The following is an 18,526-nucleotide window of genomic DNA, read 5'->3' on the forward strand; positions in this document are numbered from 1 at the left end:
AAAACCCTATTATGGCGGTTTCTCAATATCAAGTTGGTGGCTCTTTAAAGTACGAAAATCCTACCTATGTTGAGCGTCAGGCCGACAGCGAACTTTATGACAGTTTGATAGCCGGAGAATTTTGTTATGTGTTGAACTCCCGACAAATGGGCAAATCTAGCTTGCTAGTAAAAACGATGAAACGCTTGCGCGAAAAAGCAGGCTTTAAATGTATGGCGATAGATTTAACAGATATCGGTAGGGAGACTTCAGACTGCTGGTATTTTGGGATTATTTCTGAGTTAGTTCGGGGTGGCGCACTCTCAAGAAAGGTGGATGCTGACAGTTGGTGGCAGCAACGACAATTGCTGTCGCCATCTCAACGATTGAGTCAGTTTATTGAAGATATTTTACTAACAGAAATTTCGCAAAATATTGTTATTTTTATTGATGAAATTGATTCGATTTTAAAGCTGAGCTGGAAAGATGACTTTTTTCTTTTAATTCGAGCTTCTTATAACAAAAGAGCCATGAATTCTGAATATAAGCGCCTTGCCTTTTGTCTTTTGGGAGTTGCGACGCCAGCAGATTTGATTCGCGATAAAGACCGAACACCCTTTAATATTGGCAAAGCTATTGATTTAACAGGGTTTACTTTTGATGAAGCTCGACCTGCTTTAATCCCTGGCTTAATGCTAGAGCGCTCGGAGGAAATATCAGAGAAGATATTAGCTGAGGTTTTTTATTGGACAAAGGGGCAACCTTTTTTGATGCAAAGACTGTGCCGACTGATGGTCTATCAATCGGCCCGTGGGACTTCTGATGTGGAAGTTTTAGTGCAAAAGTACGTCATTGATAATTGGGAAGCGAATGACGAACTAGAACATTTAAAGACAATTAGAGATCGCTTGCTGCTTGACTATCAAGACCGCACGGCGCTACTGCTCGGTATTTATCAGCAAATACTGACGGATGCGGAGCAGAAAATCTCTGCTGATAATAGTCTCGATCAAAGAAGGTTACAACTCTCAGGATTGGTCGTCAAACGCAACGGATATCTACAAGTTTATAACCCGATATACGCAGCTATTTTTAACCTCGATTGGGTACAGAAAGAATTAGCGAAACTCCGCCCCTACCAGGAAAACTTCGCCGCTTGGATTGCCTCAAATCGTCAAGATACTTCCCGACTGTTGCGCGGCAAAGCGTTGGAGGATGTGTTGGAGTGGAAAAAGGGGAAAGGTTTAAGCGAGGAGGATAATGATTTTTTAGATGCCAGTCAAGCTGATGAACTGCAAGAACTGAGAACATCTAACCAATTCTTCAAACAAATCCGCAGAAAAGTCAGGGAAATTCTTAAAATCGAAGAAGCTGGACACATGGCGTTAAATCTTTTTCAGTCGGAGGGAAAGCAAATAGAAGCCTTGCGGGCAGCTATCAAAGCCGGAGAAGATTTAAAGAAGTGGATACCAGATAATCCCCCGCTTTCCGAATATCCCGTTACCAATCCTCTGTTAGTTTTGCAGAATATTCTTGCTAAAATCCGCGAAAATTACCAGTTTGTCGGACATAATGACTCGGTAAATAGTGTCTATTTTAGCCCGACTGGAAATGCGATCGCTACTGCCTCAAATGACGGCACAGCCAAATTGTGGGACTTGCAGGGTAACTGCTTGGTAACATTCACCGGACATAATAACTGGGTAAGAAGTGTCTGTTTTAGCCCGACTGGAAATGCGATCGCTACTGCCTCAGATGACAACACCGCGAAATTGTGGGACTTGCAGGGCAACTGCTTGGTAACATTCACCGGACATAATAACAGGGTAACAAGTGTCTGTTTTAGCCCGACTGGAAATGCGATCGCTACTGCCTCAAATGACGGCACAGCCAAATTGTGGGACTTGCAGGGCAACTGCTTGGTAACATTCACCCAACATAATTATTCGGTAACAAGTGTCAGTTTTAGCCCGACTGGAAATGCGATCGCTACTGCCTCATCTGACGGCACAGCCAAATTGTGGGATTTGCAGGGTAACTGCTTGGTAACATTTACCGGACATAATAACTCGGTAACAAGTGTCAGTTTTAGCCGGAATGGGGATGCGATCGCCACTGCCTCAAATGACGGCACAGCCAAATTGTGGAACTTGCAGGGTAACTGTTTGGTAACATTCACCCAACATAATTATTCGGTAACAAGTGTCAGTTTTAGCCCGACAAGAGATGCGATCACTATTGCCTCATCTGACGGCACAGTCAAATTGTGGGACTTGCAAGGCAACTGCTTGGTAACATTCACCGGACATAATAAAGTGATAACAAGTGTCAGTTTTAGCCCGACAAGAGATGTGATAGCTACTGCCTCATATGACAAAACTACCAAATTGTGGGACTTGCAGGGCAACTGCTTGGTAACATTCACCGGACATAATCACTTGGTAAGAAGTGTCAGTTTTAGCCCGACAAGAGATAGGATCGCTACTGCCTCAATTGACGGCACAGCCAAATTGTGGGACTTGCAGGGCAACTGCTTGGTAACATTCATCGGACATAATAACTCGGTATGGAGTGTCTGTTTTAGCCGGAATGGAGATGTGATCGCCACTGCCTCATATGACAAAACCGCCAAATTGTGGGACTTGCAGGGTAACTGCTTGGTAACATTCACCGGACATAATAACTCGGTAAATAGTGTCATTTTTAGCCCGACAAGAGATGCGATCGCTACTGCTTCAGATGACAGAACTGCCAAATTGTGGGACTTGCAGGGCAACTGCTTGGTAACATTCACCGGACATAATAACTCGGTAACAAGTGTCAGTTTTATGCCCACAGAAGATAGGATAGCTACTGCCTCAAATGACGGCACCGCCAAATTGTGGGACTTGCAGGGCAACTGCTTGGTGACTTTCACCGGACATTATGCCTCGGTAAGAAGTGTCTGTTTTAGCCCCAGCCGCACAGAGGATGTGATCGCCACTGCATCACAAGACGGCACTGCCAAATTGTGGGACTTGCAGGGAAATTTACTGGCTGACTTTAGCGGCTATAAAGGCAATTTGCTCAAAGGTGAGGCAGATTTTGTGGAGTTGAAAAGTCCGATTTATAGTATTTGTTTTAGTCGGGACGGGAAGTTGTTGATAACAGGTGATGCGGATGGAAAGGTGCGGTTTTGGCCGATCGAAAGTTTGGACGAGTTGTTGGCGAGGGGGAGGGAATGGCTGGGTGAGAATTTTTAACCGCCGATCCACGCGGATGATTTGAATTTAGCAACGATTTTACGATTCTTTTTCACTTGTTCAAACTGCTATTAGCTTTACCCACTTTAGACACCAGAATTATTGAATAATTCTGGTATCTAGCAGACTACAAGCCGGAAATTTAAAAGTCAAGATTTATTAAGATTTTACAAGAAAGCGATGACAAATTACAAATCATGTATCTAAAATAAGAGACAATTTGACCCGGAAACTGAAGGTAAGAAAATGTCTGAACTTAGACAAAATCTAATTACCAGAGATTGGGTAATCATCGCCACCGAACGGGCGACAAGACCGGATCAATTCGCTAACAAAAAAAAGTCGGCCGCAGTAGTGCCACCGCACCGTGCCGATTGCCCGTTTTGCGTGGGAAATGAGGAAGACGGAACCTTAGAAACTTGCCGCTTGGGCGATCGCACTGGGTGGAAAGTCAGGGCAATTTGCAACAAATATCCCGCCCTCTCCCCGACAGCAGAATGGATGAGGATATCATCGGGAATTCACCGCACGATGGCGGGAATCGGCTTTCACGAAGTAATTGTCGAACATCCGCGACACGATTTGACGACAGCTTTGTTGAGTGTTGAAGAAGTTGAAAACATACTTTTAGTATACCGCCAGCGCTATGTAGAAATTAGGAAAAATCCCCACATTGAAACCATTATTATCTTCAAAAATCACGGGGAAACTGCCGGAACTTCTCTCGAACACCCCCACTCGCAGATAGCAGCGACACCCGTTGTACCCAGCCAATTCCGCAGTCGCATCGACGAAGCTATTAGATATTTTGACGACACGGGAGAATGTCTGTTTTGCCGGACTTTGGAAGATGAATTAGCGGCAAAGGAAAGAGTGATTTGTGAGAGTGAACATTTTGTAGCTTTTATCCCTTACGCTGCACTTTCACCGTTTCACACTTGGATTTTTCCGCGCCGGCATTCCTCTTCGTTTGATGAAATTACTGATGCGGAAATTACCGATCTGGCTGATACTTTGAAAACTGTACTGGCTAAGTTTTATTACGGATTGAACAATCCCGATTACAACTATAATATTCGCTCGGTGCCGATCGCCCAACGGGCAACAAAATACTTTCACTGGTATATTGCAATTATTCCCAGAGTCACCAAGCAAGCTGGGTTTGAGTTGGGCAGCGGGATGTTTATCAATACTGCTTTGCCCGAAGAAAGTGCGGCGTTTTTGCGATCGATCGACATTCCTAGCGACAGTAATTTCCCCCCCATCTAAAGTATCCTACATCACAGTACGTCAAATTTACGTCAAATTGTAGGGGAAATGCACGCAGCCACTCTGATTTGCGAGTCTGTCTTGGGGGAGAAGTGAGATTATTTGAGATTTAATATTTGAGATTAAAAAATTGGGGAGAACGAATGATCTAAGGGTTTAGATCACCCGTCTACAGTTGCATTCTTTTGTGAAACTGGTATCATTTACGAGCTCAAGTTATGAAGGTACAAATACTTAGGGATTGTACCAAACTCACAATAAACTTTCGACATACTGCCAGCCGTCGTCGCTAAAAGTAGCTCTCAACATATCTCTAATTTTGGCATCGATCGATAATATCCCCTCGCCCGACTCACCATTCTCGCCGATTTCGCAACTGTCTTCAGACATATGTTCTTGGATATGGGCCAGAGTATGAGCGAAATTAGCCAGAAAATAATGTTCGTGCACCCACGCTGTCGGATCTGGTATTTCTGCACTCCCAAAAGCTCGATCGACTAAATCTTTTTTGGCAACATCGTCAGTCTGGTTTTTCATGTTGAGTTCGATTTAGGTAGAACTGGTAACTTATCTTATTTTAAGCTTAATTGTCAACAGGATTGCGATCCTGATCGACCACAGCAGTGACAAATTTGTGTAGTTTGTGCGATCGCGATCTTAAGTTTTTTGTCGATCGCGTGTTACCATACTACCTCAAACTCGGTGACCAATAATTTTCACCGCCGGCAAAATACACTTTGGCATCATTCCGTGAACTCCTTTTTGGGGATTGTTGACAGCCTGCGTAATCCGAAAATTTACCGCGATGGAACACAAAACATAAGCATCTTCTTCTTTGAAACCTGCAAATTTTTGCAGCCAATAAACCGTCTGTTTTACCGCCATCTCAAACGCTTCATCTAATGTTCTACCGAATCCCATAATCACAATATGAGTGGGCGTTTCTGCAAACGGAAATAGCAGAATAAAATCCTTGCGTAAGATGATTTGAATAGTTCCCTTCATCGAAGTTTCAATGGCAGTACCGTCAACTTCACCGTCTCCTTGTGCCGAATGTCCGTCGCCGATGGACAGTAAACCGCCACGCATAAAAACAGGTAAAAATAACCGCGTTCCTGCTTGGAGTTCCTGATTGTCCATATTGCCGCCGTAGCGCTCTGGAGGAATAGAAGAACGGTTGATTTCGGCATTGGCGACGCCGATAATGCCAAAAAAAGGATGCAGGGGAATCCGAATGCCGCTACCTGCGGGAAATTCAGCAATTTTTTGCTCTAAATCTAGCCGAATAAACCGCAATTTAGGTTCGGAGAAATACTCCGGTAAAGCTCCCCACCCGGCGCGAATTGCATTAAATCCGACTGGTAAACTCGGGTAAACATCCTCAATGTGAATTTCTAAAACGTCTCCCGGTTCGGCATTGTTAACATAAATCGGGCCTGTCAACAAGTGGGGCCCGGGGCCAACTTTGCGGTGGGGAGGCAAATTCTGACAAATATCTAAAAATTCCGGCGTCAGAAATTCCGGCGGGGCTTTGTCAGCAACATAATATCCTGAATAGGTTTCGATGTCGATGCGATCGCCCGAATCCACCCTTAAAGCAGGTTCGATATTCGGAGAAAAACCGCCCAAGTGTACGGTGTTGCAGTTAGCCTTGAGAAGGTGGCGAGTCATGGGATTTTAGATTTTAGATTTTAGATTTTAGATTGAAGGAAGGGTGTTAAGAATGTTATATCGCAAGTCTCAAGCATTTGTGAGAAAGATTTTTTTTTATGAACCGCAGAGGGCGCAGAGGGCGCAGAGAAAGAGAATTGAGAGATAAGAAGAGGTGAAAAAATGGTTCAAGTTTGTTAGATGTGAGATATTTTACTAATTTCTTAACTTGTTGATAACCTTGGTAGTTTAAAATTCCCAGTCTAGAATCTAAAATCGATGGCTGTTTTTTCTTCAGACTAATGACTAATAACTAATGACTAATGTTGACACCCTTGCCAGATCAATTAAAAAATTCTAGAGATTTGCCCCGCAATCCCTGGTTTTTTGCTGTTTTGATTTTGATTGTCCTACTGCTAGGTTTCATGATGCAATCATACCTTAATCAACCTCAGCTTTTAACCGATCCGTTTTTGCAACTCCCAACAGTAAACTCGGTGCGAGTTGTCTGGTTTACCGAGTTTGCTGGTACTCGCAACACTGTTGCTTACGGCGAAAATTTGAATCAAACTGTGAGGGCAAATACTACCAAGCTGAGCCGCACTCGCGAAGACAAAGACTCTCACATTTCCGATGAAATCAAACAAAGCATAATTGACAGCAATCCAATTGTCCGCGACATCTGGCGCCACGAAGCAGAAGTGCCCAATTTAAGGCCGGGTGTTCGCATTCCTTATCGAGTCACCAGCGAAAGGAAAGACAGCGCATCTGTCAGCAGCAAAGTTTTCACTCTTTCTCCGAGACCAGCAGCAGGAATTGCGCTCAAAATCCTCCTCACTTCCGACCATCAATTGATGCCTATGACAGCAGCAAATCTGCAGAAAGTAGCTGAAACAATTGGGAGAGTTGACGCGGTTTTTATGGCAGGAGATTTAATTAATATACCCGATCGCGCTTCTGAATGGTTTGACGACTACCGAGGCCGCGCCTTCTTTCCCGCGCTGCAAGGTCGCGCATTTTCCGAACTCGACAAAAACGGCATCAAAACCGTTTACAGCGGCGGCGAACTGATCCAACACGCGCCTTTATTCCCCGCCATTGGGAATCACGAAATCATGGGTCGCTTTGCAACCAACAGCACACTCGGTGACCAATTTAACGATCCTTTTCCCCGCGCCGCTGCCGAGAAAATATACGCTCAACGTGCTGCATCTTTGAATCCAAATAATGACTCTTCAGTGCGGGAAATATGGCTGAAAAACAATACTTTTAATAGCGATACCTATGACGAAATTTTCAATTTGTCGGGGGGCAAAAAATACTATGCTGTGACTTTTGGGGACGTGCGGTTAGTTACTTTGTATGCCACGAATATTTGGCGGACTCCGAATTTAGATCCGGGTGCCAGAGGCAGGTATCGCGAACGGGACGAAGATTTTAATAATCCCGAAAAGTGGGGATACGGACAGCATATTTTTGAGCCGATTGTCAAGGGCAGCGCTCAATATAATTGGCTGCAACAAGAGTTAAAAAGTGCGGAATTCCAGCAGGCAAAATATAAAATTGTGATGTTTCACCACCCGCCGCATTCTCTGGGCGACAATATTGTACCTGCTTATACTGACCCAGTGCAAATAGTCGATCGCGGTGAGAATGGCGAGATTAAAATGGTGCGTTACGAGTACCCGAAACAGCAAGATTATCTGATTCGGGATGTAGTGCCGCTACTAGAAACAGCGGGGGTGCAGTTGGTATTTTACGGACATTCGCACTTGTGGAATCGATTTGTAAGTTCCAGCGGAATGCACTTTTTGGAGACTTCTAATGTGGGTAACAGTTACGGTGCTTTTGCGGGGGAAAAGCGCCGATTTGTGCCGCCGGGATATCGGGAAGATTACAGCGCTATTGGAGACCCGAACGGATTGGAACCTGTGGTGCCGACTGTTGCGCCTTTGTTGGCAGAAGACGGGCGGCCGCTGCCGTATATTGATAGCAACGATATTACGGCTTTTACTATTTTTGATACGGGTAGTGGTGTTGTGAGTAGCTACTATTTTGATACGCGGAAACCGGAGTCGGAAGTGGTAAAGTTTGATGAGTTTAAGTTGAAAAATTCGCCATCGAGCTTAAAAATACGTAAAAATTAAAAGCGCTCGTTTTCATAATCGATAAATTAGTTACTGCTATGATAACTTAAGGCTTCTGACTTCTGCTATACTTAGGTATCTGTATCCAAATTAAACTTACCCAGTAGAGCGCGGTCATGCCTGAACTAAACCTCTTAGAAAAACAAGAAGAAGTAAGCTTTGATGAGGAAGATGAAGCTCTCGATTATGAGCTTGAATTTAATGGTAATCCCAAATCAGTATTAGACGAAATTTCCGAAATAATTGTAGCGGGAAATGACTGGACCACAGCCACCATACTCGATCAACTTGTTCGTGACAATATTCAACTTAATCCAAGATTTCAAAGACGAGATGCTTGGGATATAACTCGCAAAAGCAGGTTTATTGAATCTATTTTTCTAGGATTTCCCATTCCAGATATAGTTTTGGCTTCTCAAGATAAAAAGCGCGGAAAATTTGTAGTTCTTGACGGCAAGCAACGCTTGCTTACGATTCTGCAATTTTATGGAAGGAGCGAAACTCCCAACGATAGTTTTGCTTTGAAAAACTTAGAATTTAGACCTGAACTCAATGGTTGTACGCATGAGGCTCTAAAAAACGATCTTCTCCATAGTTCTGTACTTGATGCACTCGATAATCAAACTCTTCGTACTACATTGATTCGGAATTGGCATACAGAAAGTTTACTCTACAAAATTTTTCTCCGTCTGAATGTAGAAAATACTCCGCTATCTCCCCAAGAACTCAGGCAAGCATTGCATCCAGGTGATTTCATCAATTTTTTAGATGACGAATCAATTAAAAATCAGGCTTTAAGAAAAATACTTAAATCCCAAAATCCCGATCCTCGAATGCGCGATGTCGAATTATTACTGCGATATGTAGGATTCCATCATTTTTTATCCGATTATCGCGGTAATCTTAAAGTGTTCCTGGATATGACTTGCAAAAAGCTCAACAAGGATTGGAAAGAGAAAGAAACTGAGGTCAGATATACAGTTAGCCAATTTGAAAAGGCAGTGCAAACAACCACTAGAATATTTGGAGAAGAAAATATATTTCGTGTGTGGTTGAGTAGTTATAATACTTACCGAGGCAAGTTTAATCGAGCTATTTTAGATGTAATGGTTTTTTATTTTTCAGATCCAGTTATTAGTGAAGCTGCTGAGAAGAATCCGGCGGGTGTGGAAAAAGCTTTTAAAGAGTTATGTTCATCATCTAATAGCGAATTCAGAGAAGCTGTTGAGAAAAGCACAACTAGCATTCGCGAAACTCATACTCGTCTCTCACTGTGGGGCCAAGCTTTGTTAAAGGTTTTGGATGTAGAGTTTAATGTACCTGAACTCGTAGATAACCATATTATCTTTAACGGTTTGAGGTAAGTTATTGAGAGGTATGCCAAAATCAGTTAGATTTCGTACTCTAACCCAACAGTTAAATAGGTTAAAAAAACAATTTTTTCCTAAGATTAATCCTCTAGGTTCATATTCCGAGCGGCAGCTAGCCTTAACTCTTGCCTACAGAGTTTTAGTTCATGCCGAAATTGAGGCTTATTTTGAGGACAGAGTTTGGGAAGTAGCCCTTAATGCTAAGAAGAATTGGGATAGTCAGGGTAAGACTTGCCGTACTTTAATCTGCTTGCTTGGCTTTTCTGGTCAAATGATGGAAGCACCACCAGATACACTGAGTCCAACTAAGGGAAGTAAAGCTTTGCCACCGGAAAAAATAAAAGTCAACAAAAAAATAGATTTAGCTATTAATAGTTTTAAGCGAAGCATTGACTCGAATCATGGAATCAAAGAAGCTAATCTTCTGGCGTTGCTTTTGCCAATAGGAATAGATACCGATGATTTAGATCCTGCTTGGCTGGCTACCATGAATACGTTTGGGGAAGAAAGAGGTGTTGCGGCACATACTTCAGCTACATCCCCGAAAACTATTAGAAGCCTAAATCCTATAAATGAACTGCGGAGGGTAGAGCAAATTATTCAAGAACTTTTGAGGGTGGATGAGCTGATTGATAATTTAATGAGATAAATGAATAAACCGACACCAATTGTCAAGAGTTTAATCTTTTTGGTAGGCTTCTAGCCGGAACGGGCATCTTGCCCGTTCCACAATACTTTATTTTTTTGTGGCACAGGCAAGATGCCTGTGCTCAAACAGCTTATTCAGAATGGTGCAAAATTTCAGATTAAACTTTCTCTTTTGCAGGCGGAACTAAACCTGTTTTATTCAAACCCGCATCAATCTGCCTGAGCAATTTAAAATCGTCTTCGGGTAAAGAATTAACAGGCGAGTGTTTTTCCAGAAACGAGAATGCTTGCCGAAATTCACGCGGCCGGGAGTCGATCGCACTATCGAAGTGACAAGGTACAATTTTTTCAAAGTCCCAACTCGCCACTCGATCCACCCAATCGAGAGTTTCCCTCGGGGCGCGGTTGAGAATCAATGTCTGCAAAATCGGCGCCACAAACAACCGCCCTCCTCCCCGCAAAGCCTCAAACGATCGCTCCCAATGTGTTTTCCACTTGAACGGATACAACCCGAAATAAGCTTTTCTAGAGCGTTCTGGCGCTTGGCGCGCGCTGGCAAATATCTGCGACCACGGCGGCACTTCCAGCACGCTAGGCGTAAAATACATGGCAAATAAGGCGATTCTCTGCCACCCTTTGCGCCGATTTTCGTGGGTGTCTGCCACCGTGTCCAAGGCGCTGTCTTTGGCGTGAAATAGCAGCGGGTACGAGTCGAGTTGGACGATCGCGGGCGGATTTTCGGGAATCGAAACTATGGAATCTGTTAACATCAGCGTGCGCGATCGCCTGTGAAATAACGCAACTTCAGCAAATCTGCCCAAACCGAGATCCAGCGGGCCGAGAATTGCCCAGTCAAATTGATCGGCTAACGGCGTGTTGCTGCTGTCAAATGGCAGTACAGAAGTGCGTTTCGCCGGCAAACCCAGCCAACTCAGCGGCAAATTCACAGGGAAACTCCACTGCTGCGGGGCGACCAACACCTGCGCTTGGGGAAAACTCCTCGCAAAGGGGCCGACAAAAACTTTGTGCTCGATGCCCGAAACCGTTGTCAGCAGGATGTACTTCACCTCGCCGTGCTCTGCTACTAACTCTTTTACCAAGCGGATGCACTCAGGAGTCGGTGCAACGGGGGCGTAGACGAGAAGGCCTTCGGGTTCTAGTTTAATTACTGTCATCCGAATCGGGACGACTACGTAGAAAATGCCTTGTAGCTGGTCAAAAGTCCAGATTGTATCCTTAACTATTTCCTTGCGGATGGTGCGCCGCTTGCTGTAGGGATAGAGGGGGACGACTGGCCAAAAGGCCCAAGAATAGTCCCGAGAATCAATCTGTGCTGATGTTGGTATGCCTTCGCCCTCTGCCACTGCGCGACTCCTTGCCGATGTTTTTGTACGTGCGTGCGATCGAACTATTGTTAGTTATAGATTAACTTATCGTCTCGATCAATCGGCTGTTGAAACCGCTGTCGAGAGTCAAACGAAGTCTGCCTCTGCGGACTAAGAGATCGAGAATGAATTTTTAGCTGACTTGTCCTGATACAATGATAAGCTCGCAAAAATTTCTCAACTTAGTAGATATGACTCAAAACTACCGCATCACTCTTTTACCAGGAGACGGCATCGGTCCTGAAATTATCGCTGTGGCGGTAGATGTCCTGAAACTTGTCGGTCAACAATTGGACATCGGCTTTGAATTTCAAGAAGCTTTAATGGGCGGCGCTGCTATTGACGCAACAGGCAATCCGCTACCCGAAGAAACACTGGAAAAATGCCGCAACTGCGATGCAGTATTGTTAGCAGCAATTGGCGGTTACAAGTGGGATAATTTGCCCCGCGAACAGCGCCCGGAAACGGGATTATTAGGACTGCGCGCCGGATTGGGATTGTTTGCAAATTTGCGTCCGGCGACTATTTTACCGCAGTTGGTTGATGCTTCTAGTTTGAAACGGGAAGTTGTCGAAGGCGTGGATATTATGGTTATCCGCGAACTCACAGGCGGCATTTATTTTGGCAAACCGAAAGGTATTTTTGAGACGGAAACAGGCGAAAAACGCGGTGTCAATACGATGGCTTACACCGAGTCGGAAATTGACAGAATCGGGCGAGTGGCTTTTGAGACGGCCAGGAAGCGCGGGAAAAGGCTGTGTTCCGTTGATAAAGCGAATGTTTTGGATGTTTCGCAACTGTGGCGCGATCGTATTATTGCCCTTTCTTCAGAATACCCTGATGTCGAACTTTCTCACCTCTACGTTGACAACGCAGCCATGCAGTTAATTCGCTGGCCGAAACAGTTCGATACAATTGTCACCGGCAATTTATTCGGCGACATTCTTTCCGATGCCGCGGCGATGCTAACTGGTAGCATTGGGATGCTGCCTTCTGCTAGTTTGGGAGCAAGCGGGCCGGGAGTTTTTGAACCCGTGCACGGTTCCGCACCAGACATCGCCGGACAAGATAAAGCAAATCCCATCGCCCAAGTTTTAAGCGCGGCAATGATGCTGCGCTACGCCTTAAATCAGCCGGAAGCTGCTAATAAAATCGAGCAAGCAGTTGTCGAAGTTTTGGATCGGGGTTATCGCACTGGTGATATCATGTCGGAAGGCATGAAACTCGTCGGCTGTCGGGCAATGGGCGATGCTTTAATTGAAGTTTTGCAAGGTTGATCTATTTACCTTTACTCGTTCCCAGGCTCTGCCTGGTAACGCATTTGAGGAGGCTCTGCCTCCACTAAAACAAGGCAAACGAGACAGAATTTTGGAAACCGAGCCTCCGGATATTAATTACCAGGCAGAGCCTGGTAACTAGAAAACGAGACAATTAATTTACTCGTTACCAGGCTCTGCCTGGTAACGCCTTTCAGGAGGCTCTGCCTCCATTAAAACAAGCCAAATGTACATTAAGGTTTACAGCTTGGTGGGGGCGGGTTTATGAGATTATTAATTTTTGGCGTAGATGGTTGGTAAAACCCGCCCCTACAGGAATTGGGGTTTAATGTTCCGGTTTCAAAAGATTGAATTGCTCGGTATCAATTCGATTTGCTTGATACAAAATCTCAGCAATTTCCGAAAGCGCTAACACAGAATGTGCGCGATAACCATTAGCCTGCAATTTATCTTTAACTCCCTGTTCGTGGTCGATCAATACTACAATATCTTCCACATTCAACCCCGCTGATTTTAACTTGCCCGCGCCTTCCATCACGCTTTTGCCACTAATCAAAATATCATCGACTACGACAATCGTTTCTCCTGCCTGAAAATGCCCCTCAATTAACTTGCCCGCCCCGTAAGTTTTCACCTCCTTGCGCGGGAAAATCATCGGGCGTTCCATCCGCAATGCTAAACCGGTTGCTGTGGGTAAAGAACCGTAGGGAATTCCGGCAATGCGATCGAATTTTAAATCCTTGAGAATGTCTGCATAAGCGCTGACAATTTGGTGGAAAATCTGCGGAATAGAAATTATTTTCCGCAAGTCGATGTAATATGGAAATACGGCGCCCGATGCTTGTACGTGGTCGCCAAAAACTACGCAGCCGATGTCATAAAGTTGCAAGATTAAATCGCGGTGAGGTTCCTGTTGCAAAAAGCAAACATCCGGCAGCCACAATTCGCAAGTGGGACTACCTTCGATCGCCTTTAGCCTCTGTTGATTAATATTATCCCGCAATTTCTCAATTTCTCGGCGCGGCTCTTTCTCCGCTAATAAACTCGGGGGGACTGGCAGCAATAAACCTTCACCATTCTTGCTTAAACCGGCCGCCAGCAGTTGTGCGAGGTCGTTTCCTTCTGCGATGCCATTTTCTTCGGCAATGTCTCCTTCGACTAAAATTAGGCGTTCAGGAGCAGCTTGGCGGATGCGCGCTAACATATCCGGCATTAGTCCTACTTCTAAACCGAGTTTTTCGGGAGTTCCCCAAGTTTGAGAGAGTCGGACTAATTGCAAGTACAAAGGATTTTCTGGCGTCGGGTATTCTTGCACAGCCTCGGCTGAGGGGTTGGCGGTGGCACAGAGTACAAAAACAGTTTTTCCGGCGTATAACAAAAAAGGCGCTACTTGGTCGAATCCGGCATAGGGACTTAAGGTAATAGCGTCAACTCGCCAGTCTTGAAATACAATTTTGGCAAACACTGTGCTGGTATTTAAATCGCAGTGTTTGGCATCTAAAATTACTGGCAGGTGAGGGGGAATAATTGTTAAAATTTCTTGCAGCAATGCCCAACCGGGAATACCGAGAGATTGGTAAAAACCGAGGGTGATTTTGCAAGCACAAATTAAATCTGCTGTTTGGTCGATCGCACTTTTTAGCTTTGCCAACAAATCAGTTACAAAACTTTGAGTTTCCTCCCCAGTCATAGAAACCAGCGCGGGCAAGGTTTCCGGGTCTGGATCGAGGGCTAAATACAGCAAACTTTGATTGGTTTCAACAGCCGCTAACAGTTTATCGAAAAAGTCTGTTCGATCGCTCATAGTGTGTTAGGGAGGTAAGGGGAAATTAAAAAATTGCAGCTCAAAGTGGGAGGGGTGTTGTGCCGGAAGAAACCGATCCCCGTTGAAATTGAAATTAAGAATCTTTTAAGATTGTAGAATGTAAAGAGCAGGAAATCTGTAACTTTGCCAGCAGTTTCATGGGGAATGATTTTCGGGTTGGCTACACCGGTGATTGCAGCTAACTCCAAGCAAGTCAATTAGTTGTGGTAAACTAACCAGTGTCCGGGCGGCGATTTGATCGGCATTCCCTGCCGCACGCGAGTTTAGCAAATGCCCATTTGCAAGGGGCAGATTTGAGAGAAGTAAATTTTAGGGAAGCTAATTTATCGGGGGCAAATTTGAGCGGGGCTTCTTAGCGGCAAGCTAATTTACAAGGCGCTAATTTGACTAAAGTTATTTTAACCAGAGCCCGTTTAACGGGTCTAATCTAAAAAATACTACCGTTGCAGGTGTTATTTCGGTTGACGGTAGTATTAAATATAGAAATACTAAATGAGCCGTAAATTTTTTACCCCACCCCAACCCTCCCCTTACCAAGGGGAGGGAGTAAGAAATTCACAAATGATTTAGGATTGCTATAGAAGCAGAAGCTAAAGCAATGCCCGCCTTATATTATGGATAGTAATAAATGAGCGCTACGATCGACTTTAGGATTTGGGACGAGTTGCTGCAACGCTACGTTGACGATTTCGGCCGCGTCAATTATCGGGGCTGGAAAGCTGAGGGGGCGGATGTTTTGAGGGGGTGGCTGGAAAGTTTGGCCGATTTGGATTTGGCGGATTTTACTGATGCGGATGCGCGGCTGGCGTTGTGGCTGAATGCGTACAATGCGATCGCAATTTCTCAAGTTCTGGAAGTATATCCGATCGCGTCGATCCGTCCCAAAGTTTTGGGAATTCCCAACTGGCTGAGTTTTTTGGATTTTTTCACTCGTTCAAATGTGATTATTGGCGGCAAAAAGTACAGTCTCAATCAAATCGAACACGCAATTTTGCGGCCGGAATTTGCGGAACCGCGCATCCATTTTGCATTAGTTTGCGCTTCTGTCGGGTGCCCGCTGCTGCGTCGCGGGGCTTATTTCCCGGAGTCGGTACGGACTCAACTAGAAGCGGATGCCAGCCGTTTTATTCACAATCCTGATAAGGTGCGATATGATGCCCAGAAAAAGACGCTTTATTTGAGCAAGATTTTTAAGTGGTACGGCGAGGATTTTGTAAAGGCGGCGGGTTCGGTGGCTGAGTATGTGGGCGGTTATTTGGGGCCGGAGGCGGCTGTGAGTGATGGATGGGCGATGGTTTTTTTGCCTTACGACTGGAATTTGAATCGGGTTGATGGATAAAATTTGCGCCTATGGGTAGGTGTTTTTTTGAGAGGGTAATTTTTTTCGGCTGTCGTTACCCCTTCAAATTGCCAGATTCAACAGGGCGATCGGATGACTCCGAGGCAACGCGGCGATCGGACGGCTGGCACTGGTGAGGGTTAAGAATGCGGTGATTTAGGGCGGTGTGTGGGGTTTTGGGGTGATTGGATGGCTGGCACTGGCTGGCACTGCCTAAATCGCACCCTAACCACGGTCGGAGCGGTGGCGGTCTAGCTTTTTTGCTTCACACACTCACCCCAAAACCCACAGCTTTTTTAAAAACAGGGATGCGCTCGCACACTTGGCACACAGAGAGCGGTCAGAGCGCGGTGAGAGTGCGGTGATTGCGGTACAGACACAGAAAACCCGCCACCGTTGGAGCGTAGTGGGTTTTATAGGTTTAAATAAAGGGTTTACGTCAAGATATGTTAAATTAATTATCATAATCAAATGAATAATACAGAAAAATAAAGTATATGACGCTAGAAAAAGCAATAGGACGAATTGATCGAGCTACCAAAGGTAGATCGATGGAACTGAATTTGTCCAATCTAGATTTAAATGAAGTGCCATCACAAATTATCAGGTGTAAGAATTTGAGACACCTTAATCTCTCTGGCAATCGCCTTACTGATATTCCAGAGGAGCTTAAGTATCTCCCAAATTTGACATCACTTAGCCTCGGTGGGAATCAGCTTACTTATGTTCCTACAGTTCTCAGCTTTCTATCGAATTTGACATCGCTGTACCTCGGTGGGAATCAGCTTACTTATGTTCCAGTGACACTAAGATTAATGTCGAATTTGACAGATCTTTACTTGTCGAATAATAAGATTACCGAAATCCCAGACGATTTTCTCGAGCAAATGCCTAATCTAACAGGGCTTTGTTTGGATCGCAATCAGATTACCTATATCTCTGAGACGTTCGGGCAACTGTCGAAGCTGGAAAGCCTTTTCCTTGAAGACAATCAAATTACCTTTATTCCAGAGGTACTCGGACAATTGTCTAACCTAAAACAGCTTTCACTTGCCAGAAATCAAATTACTCTCATCTCCGATGTACTGGGACAATTGTCGAATCTGGTAACACTTAACCTTAGCGCCAATCAGATTACCTCTATTCCAGAGATGTTTGGGCAATTATTGAACTTGGAAGACCTTTCGCTTGAGGACAATCAGATTACCTTCATCCCAGAAGCACTTGGGCAACTGTCGAATTTGACATCGCTTAACCTAGAACGTAATCACATTACTTTTATTCCCGAAGCGCTCGGACAATTGTCGAATTTGAAATGGTTTAACCTCTGTGATAATCGGATTACCTCCATTCCCGAAACGCTTGGGCATTTGTCAAAATTGGAATGGTTTCAATTTGCCGGCAATCAAATTACTTCTATTCCCGAAGCGCTCCGACAATTGTTGAACGTGAAAGAACTAGGTATGGATTAATTTGTAACGAGTAATTTTAGATTTAGAACTTAGGTTTTAAGCATATCTGGATGCTTGCAGTATATAACTTCCAGACTTTAGGCGGGGAAAATTGAGTTTCCCCGCCTAGATTTATTTAGCAAAGTAAGGTTGATGATATTCTCACGTCACTATCTAAAAATGGTGTGACTGTTAGCGAAACTTACAGGTTGCAATCAACCTAAATCCCTATCAGGGATTGAAACATGGCCTCAATCAGGTTGAGGGTGGAGATTTTCACTAATCGGTAGGTGGTTAGATGAATGCTAACCAATTAGCTATTGATCCGCCCTTAAACCTCTCCACTCAAAATCTGTTGAACCGTCAAACTTAGCTGTGGAAACATCGGAGATACGATCGCCTCTCCATCCCGAAATACCCCAACCTCAACATATTGCCCATTCTCAAGCCGCAAAACCGTCACAACTTGTTCAATTGGAGCGATAACCCAATACTCTGCAATGCCCCGCGCTGCGTACTGAGCTCGTTTGCGATCGTAATCCCGATCCCTGCCCAGTCTACCCCGACTGACTACCTCCACAACAAACCGAGGAGGCAACATATCGAAAGTGATAGTTAGCCTGTTTGCTGTCAGCGGAATGTGTTCAGGTTCCAGAATTATCAAATCCGGGTAGCGGTTGGCGGCATCTCCCGATCGCAAAACGGCAACTTGAACCTCGCAATTATGCGTTTTAATCAGTCTAAGTGGCACTAGCCCGCTGCTAGCCAGATAGAAAAATAGATAGTTAGCAATGAAATTATTAGGTTCAGATTCTGGCGGCAAAGCGATTAATTCCCCATCAATTAACTCATAGCGTTGATCCGTATCATTTGAGTAATTAAGGTACTCGTCAAAAGTTAATTTTTTAGATTCAGCTTGTACCATAAAATTACCTTCCTTAATT

Annotated in this window: 14 protein-coding genes and 1 pseudogene; 10 read left to right on the forward strand and 5 right to left on the reverse strand. The window is 44.6% G+C overall.

Features of this window, described 5'->3' with window-relative positions; genetic code table 11:
• Nucleotides 1-11 precede the first annotated feature (11 nt).
• Together QUA62_RS02440 and galT are read left to right on the forward strand one after the other, a co-directional pair.
• Nucleotides 12-3,221 (forward strand): WD40 domain-containing protein, encoded by a 3,210-nt coding sequence (locus QUA62_RS02440; RefSeq protein WP_333402217.1) that lies wholly within the window; start codon nt 12-14, stop codon nt 3,219-3,221.
• 246 nt (nt 3,222-3,467) lie between these two features.
• Nucleotides 3,468-4,490, forward strand: coding sequence for a galactose-1-phosphate uridylyltransferase (galT, locus tag QUA62_RS02445; RefSeq protein ID WP_333402218.1), 1,023 nt, complete (start codon nt 3,468-3,470; stop codon nt 4,488-4,490).
• A gap of 252 nt (nt 4,491-4,742) precedes the next feature.
• Here the strand turns inward: galT and QUA62_RS02450 are convergent, their stop codons facing one another.
• Both QUA62_RS02450 and QUA62_RS02455 read right to left on the reverse strand, forming a co-directional pair.
• The gene (locus tag QUA62_RS02450; RefSeq protein WP_333041379.1) at nt 4,743-5,027 is read right to left on the reverse strand and encodes a hypothetical protein; all 285 of its coding nucleotides are present in this window, start codon (nt 5,025-5,027) and stop codon (nt 4,743-4,745) included.
• 156 nt (nt 5,028-5,183) lie between these two features.
• Nucleotides 5,184-6,161: an acetamidase/formamidase family protein gene (locus QUA62_RS02455; RefSeq protein ID WP_333402219.1), complete on the reverse strand. Its 978-nt coding sequence runs from the start codon at nt 6,159-6,161 to the stop codon at nt 5,184-5,186.
• A gap of 302 nt (nt 6,162-6,463) precedes the next feature.
• On the opposite strand from QUA62_RS02455, the gene QUA62_RS02460 reads away from it, so the two are divergent.
• The 3 genes from QUA62_RS02460 to QUA62_RS02470 all read left to right on the forward strand — a co-directional run bounded on the left by QUA62_RS02460 (nt 6,464) and on the right by QUA62_RS02470 (nt 10,306).
• On the forward strand, nt 6,464-8,287 hold the full coding sequence (locus QUA62_RS02460) for a metallophosphoesterase family protein (RefSeq protein WP_333402220.1): 1,824 nt from the start codon (nt 6,464-6,466) through the stop codon (nt 8,285-8,287).
• Nucleotides 8,288-8,403: 116 nt separating this feature from the next.
• The gene (locus tag QUA62_RS02465) at nt 8,404-9,651 is read left to right on the forward strand and encodes a DUF262 domain-containing protein (protein ID WP_333402221.1); all 1,248 of its coding nucleotides are present in this window, start codon (nt 8,404-8,406) and stop codon (nt 9,649-9,651) included.
• Between the two features lie 13 nt (nt 9,652-9,664).
• The gene (locus QUA62_RS02470; protein ID WP_333402222.1) at nt 9,665-10,306 is read left to right on the forward strand and encodes a HEPN domain-containing protein; all 642 of its coding nucleotides are present in this window, start codon (nt 9,665-9,667) and stop codon (nt 10,304-10,306) included.
• 157 nt (nt 10,307-10,463) lie between these two features.
• Here QUA62_RS02470 and QUA62_RS02475 read toward each other — a convergent pair whose 3' ends face one another.
• A complete protein-coding gene (locus QUA62_RS02475; protein ID WP_333402223.1) occupies nt 10,464-11,669 on the reverse strand; it encodes a DUF4336 domain-containing protein in 1,206 nt (401 codons plus the stop codon).
• Nucleotides 11,670-11,881: 212 nt separating this feature from the next.
• On the opposite strand from QUA62_RS02475, the gene leuB reads away from it, so the two are divergent.
• Nucleotides 11,882-12,967 carry a 3-isopropylmalate dehydrogenase gene (gene leuB, locus QUA62_RS02480; RefSeq protein ID WP_333145250.1) on the forward strand — a complete coding sequence of 362 codons (1,086 nt, stop codon included), beginning with the start codon at nt 11,882-11,884 and terminating at the stop codon, nt 12,965-12,967.
• 325 nt (nt 12,968-13,292) lie between these two features.
• On the opposite strand, the gene QUA62_RS02485 is transcribed toward leuB, so the two are convergent.
• Nucleotides 13,293-14,771 carry a bifunctional orotidine-5'-phosphate decarboxylase/orotate phosphoribosyltransferase gene (locus QUA62_RS02485; RefSeq protein ID WP_333402224.1) on the reverse strand — a complete coding sequence of 493 codons (1,479 nt, stop codon included), beginning with the start codon at nt 14,769-14,771 and terminating at the stop codon, nt 13,293-13,295.
• Between the two features lie 239 nt (nt 14,772-15,010).
• Here QUA62_RS02485 and QUA62_RS02490 point away from each other — a divergent pair, with 239 nt between their 5' ends.
• The 4 genes and pseudogenes from QUA62_RS02490 to QUA62_RS02505 all read left to right on the forward strand — a co-directional run bounded on the left by QUA62_RS02490 (nt 15,011) and on the right by QUA62_RS02505 (nt 17,603).
• Nucleotides 15,011-15,148 (forward strand): pentapeptide repeat-containing protein, encoded by a 138-nt coding sequence (locus QUA62_RS02490; protein WP_333402225.1) that lies wholly within the window; start codon nt 15,011-15,013, stop codon nt 15,146-15,148.
• 6 nt (nt 15,149-15,154) lie between these two features.
• A pseudogene (locus QUA62_RS02495) lies at nt 15,155-15,223 on the forward strand (pentapeptide repeat-containing protein); the annotation flags it as partial.
• A 197-nt stretch (nt 15,224-15,420) separates the two neighbouring features.
• Complete coding sequence (locus tag QUA62_RS02500) at nt 15,421-16,131, forward strand: DUF547 domain-containing protein (RefSeq protein WP_333402226.1); 711 nt, start codon at nt 15,421-15,423, stop codon at nt 16,129-16,131.
• 497 nt (nt 16,132-16,628) lie between these two features.
• Complete coding sequence (locus tag QUA62_RS02505; RefSeq protein ID WP_333402227.1) at nt 16,629-17,603, forward strand: leucine-rich repeat domain-containing protein; 975 nt, start codon at nt 16,629-16,631, stop codon at nt 17,601-17,603.
• A gap of 310 nt (nt 17,604-17,913) precedes the next feature.
• Here QUA62_RS02505 and QUA62_RS02510 read toward each other — a convergent pair whose 3' ends face one another.
• Nucleotides 17,914-18,507, reverse strand: a complete 594-nt coding sequence (locus QUA62_RS02510) for a Uma2 family endonuclease (protein WP_333402228.1) — start codon at nt 18,505-18,507, stop codon at nt 17,914-17,916.
• Nucleotides 18,508-18,526: the final 19 nt, after the last annotated feature.

Origin of the sequence: Microcoleus sp. MON1_C1 (assembly GCF_036701945.1) — a bacterium.
Taxonomy (GTDB): domain Bacteria; phylum Cyanobacteriota; class Cyanobacteriia; order Cyanobacteriales; family Microcoleaceae; genus Microcoleus.

Bases quoted from the DNA above. Each gene is read 5' to 3' on its own strand.
- QUA62_RS02455 (WP_333402219.1), bottom strand. From the start codon at position 6,161: ATGACTCGCCACCTTCTCAAGGCTAACTGCAACACCGTACACTTGGGC.
- QUA62_RS02500 (WP_333402226.1), top strand. From the start codon at position 15,421: ATGAGCGCTACGATCGACTTTAGGATTTGGGACGAGTTGCTGCAACGC.
- QUA62_RS02505 (WP_333402227.1), top strand. From the start codon at position 16,629: ATGACGCTAGAAAAAGCAATAGGACGAATTGATCGAGCTACCAAAGGT.
- galT (WP_333402218.1), top strand. From the start codon at position 3,468: ATGTCTGAACTTAGACAAAATCTAATTACCAGAGATTGGGTAATCATC.
- QUA62_RS02460 (WP_333402220.1), top strand. From the start codon at position 6,464: ATGTTGACACCCTTGCCAGATCAATTAAAAAATTCTAGAGATTTGCCC.
- leuB (WP_333145250.1), top strand. From the start codon at position 11,882: ATGACTCAAAACTACCGCATCACTCTTTTACCAGGAGACGGCATCGGT.
- QUA62_RS02440 (WP_333402217.1), top strand. From the start codon at position 12: ATGGCGGTTTCTCAATATCAAGTTGGTGGCTCTTTAAAGTACGAAAAT.
- QUA62_RS02465 (WP_333402221.1), top strand. From the start codon at position 8,404: ATGCCTGAACTAAACCTCTTAGAAAAACAAGAAGAAGTAAGCTTTGAT.
- QUA62_RS02450 (WP_333041379.1), bottom strand. From the start codon at position 5,027: ATGAAAAACCAGACTGACGATGTTGCCAAAAAAGATTTAGTCGATCGA.
- QUA62_RS02510 (WP_333402228.1), bottom strand. From the start codon at position 18,507: ATGGTACAAGCTGAATCTAAAAAATTAACTTTTGACGAGTACCTTAAT.
- QUA62_RS02485 (WP_333402224.1), bottom strand. From the start codon at position 14,771: ATGAGCGATCGAACAGACTTTTTCGATAAACTGTTAGCGGCTGTTGAA.
- QUA62_RS02470 (WP_333402222.1), top strand. From the start codon at position 9,665: ATGCCAAAATCAGTTAGATTTCGTACTCTAACCCAACAGTTAAATAGG.